Source organism: Edaphobacillus lindanitolerans, from assembly GCF_900156305.1.
GTDB classification, from domain to species: domain Bacteria; phylum Bacillota; class Bacilli; order Bacillales_A; family Planococcaceae; genus Bhargavaea; species Bhargavaea lindanitolerans.
The window spans coordinates 194399-211233 of the sequence record NZ_FTPL01000002.1 but is presented as its reverse complement, the minus strand read 5'-3'; the positions used below and the strand labels follow the sequence as shown (position 1 = coordinate 211233).

The window sequence follows — 16835 nt, the reverse complement described above, 5'->3', positions numbered from 1 at the left end:
CGGATGCGCCCGGACGGCGCATCCGCTTCTGTGTGCGTCAAGGTATATTTTCGGCGGGATCGAGGGAGGATGGACAAAAGACTGAGTTCGGAAGGAATGATGGTCAATGTTCAAGATTTTGCCCTTCTGGACAGCCGGAGCCGCAGCACTCCTCATCTGCCTGGGACTGAGATTCCTGCAATACTTCAAATTCATCCACTGGCACCCGGCCGGATGGACCCGCCGGATCGGCATCCAGGACGGTCCGTGGTACGTCGACTGGGGACTCCTGTTCGCCGGCATCTTTTTGGCCGGTTTGGTTCTCTACCTCCTGTCCATGCTTCTGGCCAAATGGCCGCCCGCCGTCACGGCTGCCGTGATCGGCCTCGTCATCGCTGCCGCCGTGGAGTGGATGGTGCTCAGACCCGGAAGCCTGACCGGATTCAAGGACCGTCTGTCCATCCCGTTTTTTGTGCTCGTCCTCATGGCGACCCGGTTTATCATGGAAACGGCCGTTTTTCAGAAAAAACAGCAGCACAGCTCCCCGAAATGAGTTGTCGGGGCCGCGCCTTATGATAAAATGGGAGGGAAACTGCGGAAGGGGGAGGGCATATGGAAATCCTTTGCCTGAACGGGCCGAACTTGAACCGGCTCGGAAAAAGGGAGCCGGGGATATACGGGACCGAGACGCTCAGTGACGTGGAGGACCGGCTGGCGGCCGCGGCTGCGGAGCACAACAGCCGCATCGCTTTTTACCAGTCCAACCATGAAGGGCTGCTCATCGACCGGATCCACGAGGCGGCGGACGACGGAACCGGAGGGATCATCTTCAATCCGGGGGCGTATACCCATACGAGCGTGGCGCTGCGGGATGCGCTGGCTTCCGTCGATATTCCGGCAATCGAAGTCCATATATCGAACATACACACCCGTGAAGAGTTCCGTCACCGGTCGCTGATCGCGGCGGTCTGCATCGGCCAGATTGCGGGGCTCGGTACATATGGATATGACCTTGCGCTGCTCGCCCTCCTTCGGCATGGAAAAGGGGAATGATCATGGACAGACTGAAGGCGTTTCGCAGCACGTTCGATGAAAACGGGGTCGACGGCTTTCTCGTGACCGGACCGTTCAACCGGCGGTACATGACCGGATTCACCGGGACGGCAGGCGTCGCCGTCATCTCAAGGGATGACGCGGCGTTCGTCACCGACTTCCGATACACCGAGCAGGCGGCCGGCCAGGTGAAGGGCTACCGGATCGTCGAGCAGTCCGGCGCACTGACGGACGAAGTGGCGAAAGTGATCGGTGAAATGGGCATCACAAAAATCGGCTTCGAGCAGGATACGCTGCCGTATGCGGAATATGACCGCTTCCGGAAGGCCGCTGCCGGCACGCAGTTCGTTCCGGTTTCGGGGGTCATCGAAAAGTTCCGGATGTACAAGACGGAGGAAGAGGCGCAGGTGCTCCGCGAAGCGGCTAGGATTGCGGATGCCGCCTTCGGCCATATCGTCAAGTTCATCCGCCCGGGCATCACCGAGCTGGACGTGTCCAACGAACTGGAATTCTTCATGCGCCGGCAGGGGGCGACGTCCTCGTCGTTTGACATCATCGTCGCCTCGGGCAAGCGCTCTGCGCTGCCGCACGGCGTCGCCACGGACAAGGTGATCGAGCAGGGGGACATGATCACACTTGACTACGGGGCACTTTACAACGGATACATCTCTGATATCACACGGACGGTCGCGGTCGGCGAGCCGCCTGAAGAACTGAAGAAAATCTACGGGATTGTGCTCGAAGCGCAGAAACGTGCATTGGCCGCACTGAAACCGGGTATGTCGGGAATAGAGGCGGACGCCGTTGCGCGGGATTATATCAAGGAACATGGATACGGCGGGGCATTCGGCCACTCCACCGGGCACGGAATCGGCCTGGAAGTGCACGAAGGCCCGGCGCTGTCTTTCCGTTCCGACATGAAGCTTGAGCCGGGCATGGCTGTCACGGTCGAGCCGGGCATCTATGTACCGGGGCTCGGCGGCGTCCGTATCGAAGATGACGCGCTGATCACGGAAAACGGTGCCGAAGTGCTCACTTCATCCCCGAAAGAGCTTATCATCCTATAACACCATTGGAGGAACAAACATGATTTCAGTGAACGATTTCAAGACCGGACTGACCATCGAAGTCGACGGAGACATCTACCGGGTGCTGGACTTCCAGCACGTCAAACCGGGCAAGGGTGCCGCGTTCGTACGCTCCAAACTGCGCAACCTGAGAAACGGCAACGTCACCGAAAAGACGTTCCGCGGCGGCGAGAAAGTCGAGCGCGCCCAGATCGACAACCGGCGCATGCAGTATCTCTACGCCAACGGCGACGAGCATGTGTTCATGGACACGGATTCGTACGAGCAGATCGAATTGAACGAATCCCAGATCGAATACGAGCTCAAGTTCCTCAAGGAGAACATGGAAGTGCACATCATCCAGTACCAGGCCGAGACGCTCGGCGTCGAATTGCCGGCAACCGTCGAACTCGAAGTGACGGACACGGAGCCCGGCATCAAGGGCGACACGGCTAGCGGCGGCTCCAAGCCTGCGACCATGGAGACAGGACTCGTCGTACAGGTTCCGTTCTTCGTCAATACCGGCGATAAACTGATCATCAACACATCAGAAGGAGACTACGTCTCCCGGGCTTAACCGGCCCTAAGGCCCCCGCATCCCGCGGGGGCCTTTTCATATGCATAAAAACGGGGACATACATTGGACAAAGCGGCGGCCGCCCATTTTTGCGGCCGGGTTTGTGCGGAGGAGCCTCCGGTGCCCTTCGAACGATTTTCCGGGCCGGTTCCGCTCACCGTCCCGCTCATCGGCCGAAAATAATAAACGGGAGGTCTTCCGTTTGGAACTCCAGGATATTCTCCGGGTGGCCGGCATCGGGCTGGTCATCGCCTTTCTCCATCTGTTCTTCGAACATACGGGCAAGAAGGAGTTTTCGTTTTTCCTGTTCTTCATCGCCTATCTGTACATCACCATCGAGATGCTCCGGTTTCTCCGGCTGTTTTTCAATGAAATCGTTTCGTTTTTTCAGTGGCTGGCTGCGTGAGGTTTAGGGATGGAGATCATCTTGACGGCGGTCATCGCAGCGTTTTTCCTGATTCTGATCCAGTCGCATGCCCCGGGGCTTCTGCCCTTCTTCCTGTTGATCTTCTATTTCCTCCTCCTCGCCCAGCTGACGATGAAGCTGCTCATCCCGGCCATCCGGACCATCGCGGGCGCGGGGCTTCCCGCCGGCGGGCTGGTGGCCTTGCTGGCAGGATCGGCACTGGTCTATCACCTGTCCGATTCGTTCAGCCGGATGCTGGAGGATGCCGGCTTCGGCCCGATCGGGCGGATCTCACACACCGCAGCCAAGCTGCTCATCCTCGCTGCCTGGTCGGACCGGCTGCTCGAGGCGTCAAAAACGGTTCTCGGGCTGCTGCCCTGATGCCGGAATGCGAAAGGGGGGTCTTCTTTGTGGGAGGTTGTGCATACGGCCGCTGCGCCGGTCATCCGGCTTTTCCAGGCTGTCCTCGTCCTGTGTGCGGCGGGTCTGGTGGCGGATTTCTTGTTTCCTGCTTTCAGGGAGTGGACAAGGGTCCTGCTTTTCATCGCCGCCGGCACGATGGCGCTCGGTCCCGCGGTGGAGGCTCTCCGGCTGCTGGACGGGCTGACCGGGAAGATGGCGGGGCTGTTCCTCGGGGTGTATCCGCTTCTGACTGCCGGCATGGCATCGGCGGGCGGGGCGCTGACGATCGCCGGCTGGAATCCGGCGGTGTTCCTGTTTGTTCAGGGGGCGGTCGTGTTCGGCGGGAAATGGCTGATCCCGCTGCTGACGGCCAGTTTTTTGTTTGACTACCTGTCGCGCCTCGTGCCGGATGTGCCGTTCACGAGGATGGCGGAGATGATCCGCGTGACGGTCATCGGGGCCGTGTCGGTCATCGCGGCATGCTATACGCTGTTCATCACGTCCACCGGAATCATGGCCTGGGCGGGTGCGGGCGCCGCGGGGGAACCGCTGAAAGTGCTGCTGCGCCAGAACATCCCGCTGGTCGGCTCGTTCGTCACGGACGCACTCGGCGTGTTCGGCAAATACTCCGCCGGAACGGCCGCGATCGCAGGCAGCTGGCTCATCGGGACGATCCTGGTCATCTGCCTCATCCCGGCGGCACAGGTGCTGCTCACCGCCTTTTTCTACAAGTGGCTGGCCGCACTCAGCGAGCCGTTTGCGAATGAGGAACTGTCCGGGCTTTTCGATGATCTCGGAAAAACGATGTTCGTCCTGTGCGGCATCACGTTCATCATCGCTTTTGCGGTGTTCTATACCGTGCTGCTCGCTGTTATTTTGATCAAGGTCATCGCGGGAGCGGGGTGAACCGATTTGCTCGGAGAATTCATGGGCGGCCTCGTCACGATCCTGTTTGCCGCCGCCGTGCTGCCGCTGTTCCTGGGGGAGGACCAGCAGGATCGTCTCCTGCCACTCGTCCGGCTCGCAGTCCTCCTGTGGATGATCCGGTGTGCGGCTTCCGTGTTTGCGGGTTCATAGGTCATAGCTTGTACGGGGACGGCATACATTGTCTCAGGATGGATCACCATGGCGGAAGGGACGGGAAGCGTGGGATGACATGGAAAAGATGCAGAAGCGATACGGACTGCCGTTCCTGCTTGCCGGATGCGCGGCATTGCTCATCCTGTTCCCGGCGCTGACGGGCTGGGACAAGGGCGGCAAGGAGCAGGAAGCCGTCCGGACCGAACTGGAATCGGTCCTGTCGGAGATCCGGGGCGTCGGCTCTGTCCGGATCTACCGGCAGGACGGGGAACAGGCGGAAGACGGGGGCATGCTGTCCCTTGCCGGCTATTTCGGGAGCAGTCCCGCAGGCGGCGGGGACACGCCCTCCGGCGGAGTCCTGGTCGTGGCGGAAGGGGCCGGTGACCCGGCAGTCCGCAATGAGCTGGCCCGGATCCTGTCCGGCGTGCTCCAGCTGCCTGAGCACCGGATCGTCGTGGTGGAAATGAAAAAAGAGGGGGAAGACCGATGAAGGTTAGGAAAAGAGGCGTCTGGCTGCTCACACTGCTCAGCCTGACGGCGGTGATCGGCGTGTATTATCTGCTTGAAAAGGCACCGAAGCCGTTCGACGGCATCACGATTTTTTCGGACGATACGATCGAAGGGACCGAGCTCGGAGAAGCTGGAAAAGATACGACGCCGGTGTTCGCGGAAAGCTACCTGTTCGAGGAAATGCGCATGGAAGTCCGCAACGAACGGAGCCAGCTCCGTGAGCAGCTCACCCAGAAGATCACGTCCGACGACATGACCGCAGAAGAGCGCAACGCCGCGTTCGACGAGATGCAGTCGCTGACAAAGCGGGAAACGGCAGAGGCGATGCTGGAGATGCTCATCAAGGATCTCGGCTATGAGGACGCGGTTGTCCGTGCGGAGGACGGCGGCGTGAAAGTGAGCGTCATTGCAGCCGAAATGTCACCGGCACAGGCCGACCAGATCGTCTACACCGTCAAGAGCGAATGGGAAGACGCCCGGACCGTGCAGGTCGACTTCAAATCAGGGAAATGACAAGGCCTTCCTCGGAAGGCCTCTTTTTTTTAAAAAGCATCGGAATCCCGCGGCAGAACCGCTTGTCCGTCCCGGTTGGACGGGGTGCCCGGCTTGCCGGCTGCACGGGAAGTTGTTCAACATGGCCTTGCCTGCATGCAGCCGTTGTCTCCGGTGAAGCCAAAACTGATACAATCGATGGAGCGAATGAGGAGGGATGCCGGTGGGCTCATCAGAAATCACATATAATCTGGATTATCATTTTGATGAAAATTTAAGGGAAGTGCCGGTCTCAAGAACGGACATGTTGTGTTATGTTAAGCATCTCAAAAGCAGGAGTGAGCAAATCTGCGAAAACGATGAAGAATTGGCGGGGACCTATAGCCTCATCGGCGTGTATTCGAGGATGCTCGGCCATATGGAAGACAGTAAAAAATATCTCCGCCTGGCAATCGGGATGAACAACCGATCAGGCGACCTTGAGCGCTTATTTGTCAACGAGCTCCGCCTCGCATATGCGTACCAATGGGAACACGACTACCTTAGATCAAATGAACTGTTTGAGAAACTGATGGTGCAGTCGGAAACCGATCGCGAACATCGCATTTATCAGGACTTTGTCTATCAGCATCACGGAAAAAACCTGTTTGACCAAGGCGATTATCAGTCGGCCTTAACCTACTTTGAACGGGCCCTCGGCATCAGACAGGAAAAAGCGAATGAAGAACTGATCGATTCTACGGAATTTGCCATCAGGATTTGCAAAGAAAAGATCCGGCAGGGCAAGGGCTGATCAAAAGTGCCGGCATTCAGCGAATTCTTTTAGAGCCTGTTCATATACCTTGTGAATCATCTCTGCGGTGTTGTCCAGGCGCTTGGCGACAACCGCGGCGTTGACTGCCTGCTTGAACATAGAGTGAAATAAGGACACAGGGCGGGGCGCTTAAACCCTGAGAAGCACACGTTCGGCTTGGCGGTTAAAAGAAAAGCCCGGAATAGGGCTGTTCATTTTACCGGCCGCAGCTTCATGACCCTCAGATTCTTTATTTGTCTTTCGACAGAAGCCGGGATTATCTGTGAATCGCAACCCTGGTGCCGATTGGTACTTGTGTGGACAATTCTAAAACATCGCGGTTATGCATTCGAATGCATCCATGTGATACATACTTGCCGATTGAATTCGGATCATTGGTGCCGTGTATACCGTAATGAGGTTTGGACAACCCCATCCAAAACGCTCCAAAAGGTCCTCCGGGATTACGCTGTTTATTCATGATTGTATAGGTCCCGCGTGGTGTGGGTGTCAATATTCTACCCACTCCAATACGGTAAACTTTTAAAAGCCTTCTTCCGTCAAAAAGCTTTAATTGACGCTTGGATACAGATACGTCAATCCATTTCGCGACGGAGATCAACTCCTTTTTGTAAAGTGTATGTTGATCTGTATGGGGAAATAAATAATCGCTGGAGGAACAACCGAGGCGTTGACTAAACCACCTGTGGAGGGTGTTGGCCGGCGTCATATTATCAACTCTATCCATGCAGCTTTCTCATAGAGGTTTCAAAAAGTCAGAGAAACGTCTAAAATGGAAGGGTACACATCTCATTAGTAAGAGGAGTCGTCGAAATGCTGAAAATCCAGGAAATCCGAGAAATCATCAAACTCATCGACCAATCGGGGATCGAGGAATTCAAGTACAAGACGGAAGAAGGGGAGATCAAGCTCAAAAAAGGCGGCGCGTTCACGATGACGTCCGCTGAGCACACAACCCCTGCCGTCCAGGTAGCGCCTCCCGCCGTCCAGGCTCCTGCAGCGCCGGTACCACCGGCTGCAGCGGCACCGGCCGCCCCGCAGGAACAGCAGCCAAAGAACGAGCAACCGGCCGAGGTCTCCGCAGATGAAGGTCTGGAAGAGATCAAATCGCCGATGGTCGGAACGTTCTACCAGTCTCCGTCCCCGGATGCATCCGCATTCGTCCAGCCAGGGGACAAGGTGAAGCAGGACAGCGTCGTCTGCATCGTCGAAGCGATGAAGCTGTTCAATGAAATCGAAGCGGAGATGAGCGGGGAGATCGTCAAGATCCTCGTCGAAGACGGTCAACTCGTCGAATACGGCCAGCCTCTTTTCCTGGTCAAACCGGAATAAGGAGGAACTGCCATGTTGAAAAAAGTACTCATCGCCAACAGGGGAGAAATTGCAGTCCGCATCATCCGGGCATGCCGGGATCTCGGGATCGGGACGGTCGCCGTCTATTCCGAGGCGGACCGGGAAGCCCTGCACGTCGAGATGGCGGACGAAGCGTACTGCATCGGTCCGAAACTGTCCAAAGACAGCTATCTGAATTTCACGAACGTCATCAGCGTCGCGAAAATGACCGGCTGCGACGGCATCCATCCCGGTTATGGATTCCTCGCGGAAAATGCCGACTTCGCCGAGCTGTGCGAAGAAGTGAATGTTGAATTCATCGGCCCGACGGCGGATGCGATCGCCAAAATGGGAACGAAGGACGTGGCACGCGAAACGATGCGTGCGGCCGGTGTCCCGGTTGTTCCCGGCTCAAAGGGCATCGTAGACGGACCCGAGGGAGCGCTTGAAGTGGCCCTGGAGATCGGCTTCCCGGTCATCATCAAGGCGACGGCGGGCGGAGGCGGCAAAGGCATCCGCGTAGCCCGCGATGAAGCCGAGCTGCTCAAAGGCGTTGAAATCACACAGAAGGAAGCCGCTGCAGCATTCGGCAATCCGGGCGTCTACATCGAGAAGTTCATCGAGAACTTCCGCCACGTCGAGATCCAGGTGCTTGCCGATAAATACGGAAATGTCATCCACCTCGGCGAACGGGACTGCTCGATCCAGCGCCGGATGCAGAAGCTCGTCGAGGAGGCGCCTTCACCGGCGCTCTCCCAGGAAACCCGCGAAAAGATGGGGGATGCGGCCGTCAAGGCTGCCGAAGCCGTCGGATACCGTGGGGCCGGCACGGTGGAATTCATCTACGATCATCTTCAGGACAAGTTCTACTTCATGGAGATGAACACCCGGATCCAGGTGGAGCACCCCGTGACCGAGATGGTCACCGGCATCGACCTGATCGTCCAGCAGCTGAAAGTCGCCTCGGGCGAGCCGCTCGGAATCCGTCAGGAAGATGTCCAGATCCGCGGATGGGCCATCGAGTGCCGGATCAATGCGGAAAACCCGATGCGCAACTTCATGCCTTCTCCGGGCAAGGTGGAGATGTACATGGCGCCGGGCGGCAATGGCGTCCGGGTCGATTCTGCCGTTTACACCGGTTACTCGATCCCGCCGTTCTACGATTCGATGGTCGCCAAACTCATCACGTTCGCTGACACGCGTGAAGAGGCAGTGGCCCGGATGAAACGGGCACTGTCCGAATTCGTCGTCGACGGCGTGGACACGACCATTCCGTTCCATTTGAACCTGATGGACCACGAGGTGTTCAAGTCAGGGGATTTTGATACGAAGTTCCTCGAAAAGTATGATGTGATGGCCGAAGAGGCCTGAACAGGCCTGTACAGGCAGAACGATACCGAGAAGGGGATGAACCGGATGGCTGAAAAGTCGATACCTTCTATTGAATACGCAGCTGCATCTGAAAAGGAAGAACTCGGAAAAGTGGAGCTGGCCCCCGAAGTTCTCGAAGTGATTGTCGGAATTGCCACGACGGAAGTGGAAGGCGTGGCCGACACGCGGGGCTCATTTGCAAGCGGCGTGGCCGAGCGGCTCGGCAAAAAGGTACACGGGAAGGGCATCAAACTCGATTACGGGGATGAAGGGCTCTTCATCGATATCTATTGCACCGTCCTTTACGGCCATGCGATTCCGGCAGTCGCCAGAGAGATCCAGCAGTCGGTCCGCCAGACCGTCCAGAACATGACGGCGATCGAAGCGCAGGAAGTGAACGTCCATATCACCGGCATCCAATTCGATCCGCCGGCCGACAAGTAAACGGAAGGGGCTGTCCGGAACACAGGGACAGGCCCCGGGACAAAGCAGAAAGCAAGGACGCCAGGAGGCTCCTGCGGGAAAGCCGGTTGTCCGAGACCCCAATCACGGGATGCTGCGCCAGGATTCAACTCCAAGCGCAGCCGCCCGTCCTCTGATTGGCGGCTCGGCAGGCAGCCCGGGGAAATCGGCCGGAGTCCTTGCTTTTTTTGCTTTTCCTAGCCGGGGCGGCCTTCCCGGGCAGCCCGTTCTCCGCGATGCCGCCCCCGGGCGGTTTTTTCGGCAAAGTGCCGGATGTCCAAGCGGAAATGTGCTATCATAAACCAGAACGAAGAAAAAGAGGAGATCTGCCCGATGATGAAACGACATGAAGCACGCGAGAAGGCCATGCAGACGCTGTTTCAGCTGGATAGTACCGAAATGAGCCCGGAAGAGGCAATGACGCATATCGTCGGAGAGGAGCAGGATCCTTTCTACGCACAACTGGTCAACGGCACATTTGACAACCGGTCCGAAATCGATGAGTCGCTGCGGACGAAGCTTGAGAAATGGACGCTTGACCGTCTGCCGAAAGTGGAGCGCACCGTCCTCCGGATGGCAGTGTATGAATTGCAGTACATGGAAGAAACTCCCGCAAAAGTCGTCCTGAACGAAGCGATCGAGCTGTGCAAGACGTTCGGCGATGAGAACTCGGGCCGCTTTGTCAACGGAGTCCTTTCCAAATACAACGATTGAATCCCTACAGCTTGGAGTGAATACAGTGGACGGCAAGATCATTGACGGAAAAGAAATCAGCAGGCAGATCAAAGAAGAAGTGAAGCAGGAAGTGGAACAACTCAAGGCGGAAGGCTGCACCCCCGGGCTTGCCGTCATCCTGGTCGGAAATGACCCCGCTTCCGCATCCTATGTAGGCAGCAAAGAACGGACCGTCCAGGCGCTCGGCATGCATTCCGAAGTGATCCGCATGGATGAAGCGACGTCCGAGGCGAAATTGCTCGGCGAGATCCGGCGCCTGAATGATGACCCTGCCATCCACGGCATCCTCGTCCAGCTGCCGCTGCCCGACCAGATCGATGAGCAGCGGATCATTTCCGAAATCGCGCCCGAAAAGGACGTGGACGGGTTCCATCCGGTCAATGCCGGCAAGCTGATGGCCGGACTTCCCGGTTTTGTGCCGTGCACGCCGCTCGGGATCATGGTGATGCTCGAACGCAGCGGAGTGGTGCTGGAAGGCAAGCACGCCGTCGTCGTCGGGCGCAGCAACATTGTCGGCAAGCCGATGTCGATGCTGCTCCTGCAGAAAAACGCGACGGTCACGGTCTGTCACTCCAGGACGGCGGACCTGCCTTCGATCACGAAGCAGGCGGACATCCTTGTCGCGGCTGTCGGCAGGGAAGGCATGATCGGCGGGGAACACGTGAAGGAGGGCGCTGTCGTGATCGACGTCGGCATCAACCGGGGAACAGATGGCAAGCTGCACGGAGACGTCGACTTTGACGCGGTTCTTCCGATTGCGTCCAAGATCACGCCCGTTCCAGGCGGCGTCGGCCCGATGACGATTGCGATGCTGATGGCCAATACGCTGGAAAGCGCCAGAAACGCCTGCCGGCAGAACGGCTGACCGGCAACCGGAAGCAAGGTCATCCGGACAATTTAAAAACGGCAAGGAAGCCGGTGAATTTCAGCGGATAACCGGCCGGGACCCGGATGCTGCGCGAGGCAGCCAATCCATACATTGGCAGCGGTCCGGCGGCACCGCCGGAATCATCCGGCCCCTTGCCGTTTTTTTGCCCGTTCACGAGGTATCCGAAGTTCACGGAAATGAAGGAGGAAAAGGCATTGGACAACCCGTACTTGTCCGTGGCGGCCCTCACCCGCTACATCAAGCGCAAATTCGAGGCAGACATCCATCTGCGCGATGTATACGTGAAGGGGGAGCTGTCCAACGTCAAGCACCACTCGAGCGGACATATTTATTTCACCCTGAAGGACGAGCGGTCCCGGATCAATGCCGCCATGTTCCGGGGAAATGCATCCAAGCTGAAATTCCGGCCGGAGGAAGGGATGAATGTCCTCGTCCGGGGAGACGTGAATGTCTATGAGTCAGCCGGACAATACCAGCTTTATGTGAATTCGATGCAGCCGGACGGCGTCGGGGAGCTCTATGTCGCCTTTGAACAGCTGAAGGAGAAGCTCGGGAAGGAAGGCCTGTTCAATCCGCAGTGGAAGCAGCCCATCCCGGCATTTCCGGAGCGGGTCGGCGTGATCACCGCGCCGACGGGAGCGGCGGTCCGTGACATCTGCACCACATTGGCCAGGCGGTATCCGCTGGCGGAAGTCTATCTGTTCCCTGCGGTCGTCCAGGGGGAGAACGCGGTGCCGTCCATCACTTCCGCCATCCGGAGGGCCAATGCATTCGACGGGATCGATGTGCTCATCGTCGGACGCGGCGGGGGCTCGATCGAGGACCTGTGGGCCTTCAACGAGGAGCAGGTGGCACGGGAGATCTTCTCCTCCAAGATCCCGGTCATCAGTGCAGTCGGCCACGAAACCGATACGGTCATCTCCGATTTTGTTGCGGACCTCCGCGCCCCGACGCCGACTGCCGCTGCGGAGATGGCGGTGCCCGACAGCGTGGAGCTCGCCAGGCGGATTCTGGAGACGAAGTCCCGCATGCATCAGAGTCTGCTTGCGCAAATGCGCCAGGAAAAGCGGAGGCTGGAACGGCTCGAGTCGTCCTACCCTCTGCAGTTCCCCGAAAGGATCTACCGCCCGTTCGCCGAGCGGCTGGACGGCCTGGAGGAGCGTTTCCGCCAGTCGGCCGGCCGGCTCATCGAAAGCCGCAGGCTCACCGCCGCCCATCTGGACACCCGTCTTCACGCAAGAAGCCCGGTCCTCCTCATCGAATCGGCGAAGGAGCGGACCGACCGGCTGAGCCGCGAACTGGAACGGAACACGCGTGAAATGGTGCAGTCACACGGAAAAACATTCGCCTCTGCCGTGAGGACACTTCAGGCGCTCAGCCCGCTTGCCGTCATGGAACGCGGGTACAGCATCGTCAGGAGCGGCGACCGGGTCGTCAAATCGGCGGCAGCACTGGAGCCGGGCGAGCGGATTGCGATTTCATTCAGGGACGGGATGACGGAAGCCGAGGTCATTTCGACAGCAGAAGGAAAGGACGGGAATACATAATGAAAGAGACTAAGCAAGAGATCAAATTCGAAGAAGCGATTTCGCGCCTCGAAGAGATCGTTCGCCGGCTGGAGTCGGGAGACGTGCCCCTTGAGGATGCGATCAGCCTTTACAAGAAAGGGATGGAACTGTCCGCGGTCTGCCACGGCAAGCTTCAGTCGGCGGAGAAGCAGCTCGTCACGCTGATCGGCGAAGACGGCTCGCAGGCACCGTTCAACCCGGCAAACGGAGGGATGAGGGATGAATGATTCGCTGCGCCGTTTCATGGAAAGCCGTGGGGAAGACCTCGTCCCCGTCCTCGAAGAGTCGGTCCGGCGGCTCAATGCGCCGACCGTCCTGAAGGAATCGATGCTGTATTCGCTCATGGCCGGCGGCAAACGGATCCGTCCGCTTCTCGTTTCTGCCGTCCTGCATGACCTCGGAAAGGTCCACCCGGGGGAGCTGCATGTCGGCGCGGCCGTCGAGCTCATCCATACGTACTCGCTCATACATGATGATCTTCCGAGCATGGATGACGATGACCTCCGCCGCGGAAAGCCGACAAACCACAAAGTCTTCGGGGAAGCAGCCGCCGTCCTGGCCGGCGATGCCCTGCTCACGGAGAGCTTCGGCCTGATCGGCCGGGCGCCCGCTCTCCCGGACGGTGACAAAGTCACGCTCATCCTGGACCTCGTCCGCGCATCGGGTGCAGAAGGGATGGTCGGCGGACAGATCCTCGACATCGAGTCAGAGGACAAGACGCTGTCGGAGGAAGGGCTCGAGCAGGTCCACCGCCTGAAGACCGGCGCACTGCTCGCGTTTTCCGTCGGTGCCGGGGCGGTCCTGGCAGGGGCGACTGCGCAACAACAGGAAAACCTGAAGCGCTATGCCCGCCATATCGGCCTGGCCTTCCAGATCCAGGACGACATCCTGGACGTCGAAGGGGACGAAGCGCTTGCGGGCAAGAAGCTCCGCACAGACGCCGCGCACGGGAAAAACACCTACCCTTCGCTCCTGACGCTCGAAGGGGCGAAACAGAAACTGATCCACCATCACACCGAGGCCGTGAAGGCAATCTCGTTCCTGAAAGAACCCGAACCGATGCTCGGACTTCTGGCCGATTACATCGTCGAGCGGTCCTCTTGAACGGCTGTATAATTTGTACAATGGGCGGACACTGCTATAATGGACAAAGAATGTATACGAGAAAAAGGTATACCATTTATATAAACGATAAAGGTGAGTGATGGCGATGGATTTGACTGCAATTTCCGATCCATCCTTTCTTAAGGATCTCAGCAATGACGAATTAGAGGCGCTGGCAACGGACATCCGGGCATTCCTCATCAATGAGCTGTCGGCCACCGGCGGACATATCGGCCCGAACCTCGGAGTCGTCGAGCTGACGATCGCCCTTCACCGGGCATTCGACAGCCCGAAGGACAAGATTCTCTGGGATGTCGGGCATCAGGCGTATGTTCATAAAATCCTGACCGGGCGTGCGTGCGATTTTGACACCCTGCGCCAGTACAAGGGATTGTGCGGTTTCCCGAAACGGATCGAAAGCGAACACGATATCTGGGAGACCGGCCACAGTTCCACATCCCTTTCCGCAGCGATGGGGATGGCTGCTGCCCGCGATATTAAACGGATGAACAACTATGTGGTCCCGGTGATCGGCGACGGTGCACTGACCGGCGGCATGGCGCTCGAGGCGCTCAACCATATCGGCTCGGAAAAAACCGACATGACGGTCATCCTGAACGACAACGAAATGTCCATCGCCCCGAACGTCGGCGCCCTTCATAACGTGCTCGGACGCCTTCGGACGGCCGGCAAATACAATAAGGCGAAGGACGAGCTGGAATTCCTGCTCAAGAAAGTGCCGGCAGTCGGCGGAAAGCTGGCCGCGACGGCCGAGCGGGTGAAGGACAGCCTGAAATATCTGCTCGTCTCCGGCGTCTTCTTCGAGGAACTCGGATTCACCTATCTCGGACCGGTGGACGGCCACAGCCTGGACGACCTGGAAGCCCATCTGAACTATGCGAAAAAGATGGACGGTCCTGTCCTGGTCCACGTGATCACGAAAAAGGGCAAAGGATTCCGGCCGGCCGAAGAAGACAAAATCGGCACTTGGCACGGAACCGGCCCATACAAGCTTGAAACGGGTGCATTCGTGAAGTCTCCGGCTTCAGGCCCCGCATGGAGTGCGCTCGTCTCGGAGACGGTCCGCCGGATTGCGAGGCAGGACCGCCGGGTCGTGGCGATCACGCCGGCGATGCCGGTCGGCTCCAAGCTCGAAGGCTTCGCATCGGAGTTCCCTGACCGGATGTTCGACGTGGGGATCGCAGAGCAGCACGCGGCCACGATGGCGGCCGGAATGGCCGCCGAGGGCATGAAGCCGTTCCTTGCCATCTACTCGACATTCCTGCAGCGCGCCTATGACCAGATGCTCCATGACATCTCCCGGCAGAACCTGAATGTCTTCGTCGGGATCGACCGTGCCGGGCTCGTCGGGGCGGACGGGGAGACGCATCAGGGCGTCTTCGATATCGCATTCCTCCGAAGCATGCCGAACTTCACGATCATGATGCCGAAGGATGAGAACGAAGGCCAGCATATGGTGCGCACGGCCATTTCATACGACGGCGGACCGATCGCCCTGAGATATCCGAGGGGCAACGGCATCGGTGTGCCGATGGACGAGGAATTGCGTGAGATTCCGATCGGCTCCTGGGAGATCCTCAAGGAAGGCAAGGATGCGGCCATCCTGACATTCGGAACGACCATTCCGATGGCCTTCGCAGCCGCTGAACGGCTTGCGGAAAAAGGGATCGATGCGGAAATCGTCAATGCCCGGTTCATCAAGCCGTTTGACGAGGAGATGATGATCCGGCTGCTCGACCGGGAGATTCCGATCATGACCGTGGAGGAAGCGGTACTGGCCGGCGGATTCGGTTCGGCCGTGCTGGAGTTTGCCCACGATCACGGCTACCAGGATTCTGTGATCGGCAGAATGGGGATACCGGATCAGTTCATCGAGCACGGCAACGTGAACGAGCTGCTGAAGGAAATCGGCATGACGGACGAAAATCTGGCGGTCCAGGTCGAGGAATTGATCGGTTCGTCCCGTCAGGAAAGGACGAAGGTCCTGTGACGGAGCGGATACCGAAAGAACGCATTGACGTCCTGCTCGTCGAACGCGGGCTGTTCGGGTCCCGCGAGCAGGCGAAGCGGGCGGTCATGGCGGGAATCGTGTTTTCCGGTGACCGGAGGATCGACAAAGCGGGAGAGAAAATCCCGGGGGATGCAGACATCCGGGTCAAGGGCGAACGGATGAAATACGTCAGCCGCGGTGGGCTCAAGCTTGAAAAGGCGCTCGCCGTCTTTGACCTGTCCGTGGAAGGGAAACGGTTCCTCGATATCGGGGCGTCAACCGGCGGCTTCACCGACTGCGCCCTGCAGAACGGCGCCGTCCACGGATATGCGCTGGATGTCGGGTACAACCAGCTTGCGTGGAAACTTCGGGAAGATCCGAGGGTCACGGTGATGGAGCGCGTGAATTTCCGCCATGCGACCCCGGACATGTTCACCGAGGGAGCCCCGCAGTTTTCCACGATTGATGTATCGTTCATCTCCCTCGGACTGATCCTGCCCACACTCAAGTCGATCCTCATCCCGGGCGGGGATGTCATTTCCCTCGTCAAGCCACAGTTTGAGGCGGGACGGGAGAAAGTCGGGAAGAAAGGGATCGTCCGGGATCCGGCGGTCCATCTCGAAGTGCTTGAAAAAATCGCCGGCGTTGCGGCAAACAGCGGATTCGACCTGATTGCCGCAGACTATTCGCCGGTGACCGGCGGCGAGGGGAACATCGAGTTCCTCTTCCACCTCCGTTCCTCCGATGAACCTGCCGTCCGCCTCGAGGATGGACGTCTGGCGGAGGTCGTCCGGGAAGCACACACTCAACTGGATCAATAAAAGCCGGGAGAACCGGCATTATCCATAATTGACGGCAAGTGACCGCCGCTGCGGCCGGTATGACTCCGGCCCGGCGGCGCCCTTGCCGTTTATTGTGCCGTCCGGTGTTTTCCGGAGCGGCCGGGCAACGTCCGGGAGACCGATCGCTATCCAGAGTTGCAC

The 16835-nt window shown here is 58.6% G+C and carries 22 protein-coding genes; 21 read left to right on the top strand and 1 reads right to left on the bottom strand.

Annotated features, from left to right (window positions below):
* The first annotated feature begins 106 nt into the window (after window positions 1-106).
* The 11 genes from B0B07_RS07120 to B0B07_RS07075 all read left to right on the top strand — a co-directional run bounded on the left by B0B07_RS07120 (window position 107) and on the right by B0B07_RS07075 (window position 6359).
* Window positions 107-532, top strand: coding sequence for a hypothetical protein (locus B0B07_RS07120; RefSeq protein WP_076757711.1), 426 nt, complete (start codon window positions 107-109; stop codon window positions 530-532).
* 59 nt (window positions 533-591) lie between these two features.
* Window positions 592-1032 carry a type II 3-dehydroquinate dehydratase gene (aroQ, locus tag B0B07_RS07115; protein WP_076757710.1) on the top strand — a complete coding sequence of 147 codons (441 nt, stop codon included), beginning with the start codon at window positions 592-594 and terminating at the stop codon, window positions 1030-1032.
* A gap of 2 nt (window positions 1033-1034) precedes the next feature.
* Window positions 1035-2099, top strand: coding sequence for a M24 family metallopeptidase (locus tag B0B07_RS07110; protein WP_076757709.1), 1065 nt, complete (start codon window positions 1035-1037; stop codon window positions 2097-2099).
* A gap of 19 nt (window positions 2100-2118) precedes the next feature.
* Window positions 2119-2676 (top strand): elongation factor P, encoded by a 558-nt coding sequence (efp, locus tag B0B07_RS07105; RefSeq protein WP_076757708.1) that lies wholly within the window; start codon window positions 2119-2121, stop codon window positions 2674-2676.
* A gap of 202 nt (window positions 2677-2878) precedes the next feature.
* Window positions 2879-3082 carry a SpoIIIAC/SpoIIIAD family protein gene (locus B0B07_RS07100; RefSeq protein WP_076758377.1) on the top strand — a complete coding sequence of 68 codons (204 nt, stop codon included), beginning with the start codon at window positions 2879-2881 and terminating at the stop codon, window positions 3080-3082.
* A gap of 9 nt (window positions 3083-3091) precedes the next feature.
* Window positions 3092-3463, top strand: coding sequence for a hypothetical protein (locus B0B07_RS07095; protein WP_076757707.1), 372 nt, complete (start codon window positions 3092-3094; stop codon window positions 3461-3463).
* 27 nt (window positions 3464-3490) lie between these two features.
* On the top strand, window positions 3491-4390 hold the full coding sequence (locus tag B0B07_RS07090; RefSeq protein ID WP_076757706.1) for a stage III sporulation protein AE: 900 nt from the start codon (window positions 3491-3493) through the stop codon (window positions 4388-4390).
* 6 nt (window positions 4391-4396) lie between these two features.
* Window positions 4397-4561, top strand: a complete 165-nt coding sequence (locus tag B0B07_RS15240; protein ID WP_159438427.1) for a hypothetical protein — start codon at window positions 4397-4399, stop codon at window positions 4559-4561.
* A 79-nt stretch (window positions 4562-4640) separates the two neighbouring features.
* Window positions 4641-5054, top strand: a complete 414-nt coding sequence (locus tag B0B07_RS07085) for a hypothetical protein (protein ID WP_076757705.1) — start codon at window positions 4641-4643, stop codon at window positions 5052-5054.
* Window positions 5051-5587 carry a SpoIIIAH-like family protein gene (locus B0B07_RS07080; protein WP_076757704.1) on the top strand — a complete coding sequence of 179 codons (537 nt, stop codon included), beginning with the start codon at window positions 5051-5053 and terminating at the stop codon, window positions 5585-5587. The genes B0B07_RS07085 and B0B07_RS07080 overlap by 4 nt, the downstream gene beginning before the upstream one ends.
* Window positions 5588-5789: 202 nt before the next feature.
* Window positions 5790-6359, top strand: a complete 570-nt coding sequence (locus B0B07_RS07075) for a tetratricopeptide repeat protein (protein ID WP_234982299.1) — start codon at window positions 5790-5792, stop codon at window positions 6357-6359.
* Window positions 6360-6636: 277 nt separating this feature from the next.
* Here B0B07_RS07075 and B0B07_RS07070 read toward each other — a convergent pair whose 3' ends face one another.
* Window positions 6637-6978 (bottom strand): L,D-transpeptidase, encoded by a 342-nt coding sequence (locus B0B07_RS07070; RefSeq protein WP_076758375.1) that lies wholly within the window; start codon window positions 6976-6978, stop codon window positions 6637-6639.
* Between the two features lie 215 nt (window positions 6979-7193).
* Between B0B07_RS07070 and accB the strand changes: the two genes are divergently transcribed.
* From accB to B0B07_RS07020, 10 genes are all read left to right on the top strand, one after another.
* Window positions 7194-7712 (top strand): acetyl-CoA carboxylase biotin carboxyl carrier protein, encoded by a 519-nt coding sequence (gene accB, locus B0B07_RS07065; protein ID WP_076757702.1) that lies wholly within the window; start codon window positions 7194-7196, stop codon window positions 7710-7712.
* 12 nt (window positions 7713-7724) lie between these two features.
* The gene (gene accC / locus B0B07_RS07060; RefSeq protein ID WP_076757701.1) at window positions 7725-9083 is read left to right on the top strand and encodes an acetyl-CoA carboxylase biotin carboxylase subunit; all 1359 of its coding nucleotides are present in this window, start codon (window positions 7725-7727) and stop codon (window positions 9081-9083) included.
* Between the two features lie 45 nt (window positions 9084-9128).
* A complete protein-coding gene (locus B0B07_RS07055) occupies window positions 9129-9527 on the top strand; it encodes an Asp23/Gls24 family envelope stress response protein (RefSeq protein ID WP_076757700.1) in 399 nt (132 codons plus the stop codon).
* A 354-nt stretch (window positions 9528-9881) separates the two neighbouring features.
* Window positions 9882-10259 carry a transcription antitermination factor NusB gene (gene nusB, locus B0B07_RS07050; RefSeq protein ID WP_076758374.1) on the top strand — a complete coding sequence of 126 codons (378 nt, stop codon included), beginning with the start codon at window positions 9882-9884 and terminating at the stop codon, window positions 10257-10259.
* A 25-nt stretch (window positions 10260-10284) separates the two neighbouring features.
* A complete protein-coding gene (gene folD / locus B0B07_RS07045) occupies window positions 10285-11145 on the top strand; it encodes a bifunctional methylenetetrahydrofolate dehydrogenase/methenyltetrahydrofolate cyclohydrolase FolD (protein WP_076757699.1) in 861 nt (286 codons plus the stop codon).
* A gap of 200 nt (window positions 11146-11345) precedes the next feature.
* Window positions 11346-12716, top strand: coding sequence for an exodeoxyribonuclease VII large subunit (xseA, locus tag B0B07_RS07040; RefSeq protein ID WP_076757698.1), 1371 nt, complete (start codon window positions 11346-11348; stop codon window positions 12714-12716).
* Window positions 12716-12964, top strand: a complete 249-nt coding sequence (locus B0B07_RS07035; RefSeq protein WP_076757697.1) for an exodeoxyribonuclease VII small subunit — start codon at window positions 12716-12718, stop codon at window positions 12962-12964. Before xseA ends, B0B07_RS07035 begins: the two co-directional genes overlap by 1 nt.
* Complete coding sequence (locus B0B07_RS07030; RefSeq protein WP_076757696.1) at window positions 12957-13841, top strand: polyprenyl synthetase family protein; 885 nt, start codon at window positions 12957-12959, stop codon at window positions 13839-13841. The genes B0B07_RS07035 and B0B07_RS07030 overlap by 8 nt, the downstream gene beginning before the upstream one ends.
* Before the next feature lie 106 nt (window positions 13842-13947).
* The gene (gene dxs / locus B0B07_RS07025; protein ID WP_076758371.1) at window positions 13948-15852 is read left to right on the top strand and encodes a 1-deoxy-D-xylulose-5-phosphate synthase; all 1905 of its coding nucleotides are present in this window, start codon (window positions 13948-13950) and stop codon (window positions 15850-15852) included.
* The gene (locus tag B0B07_RS07020; protein WP_076757695.1) at window positions 15849-16673 is read left to right on the top strand and encodes a TlyA family RNA methyltransferase; all 825 of its coding nucleotides are present in this window, start codon (window positions 15849-15851) and stop codon (window positions 16671-16673) included. Before dxs ends, B0B07_RS07020 begins: the two co-directional genes overlap by 4 nt.
* Window positions 16674-16835 lie beyond the last annotated feature (162 nt).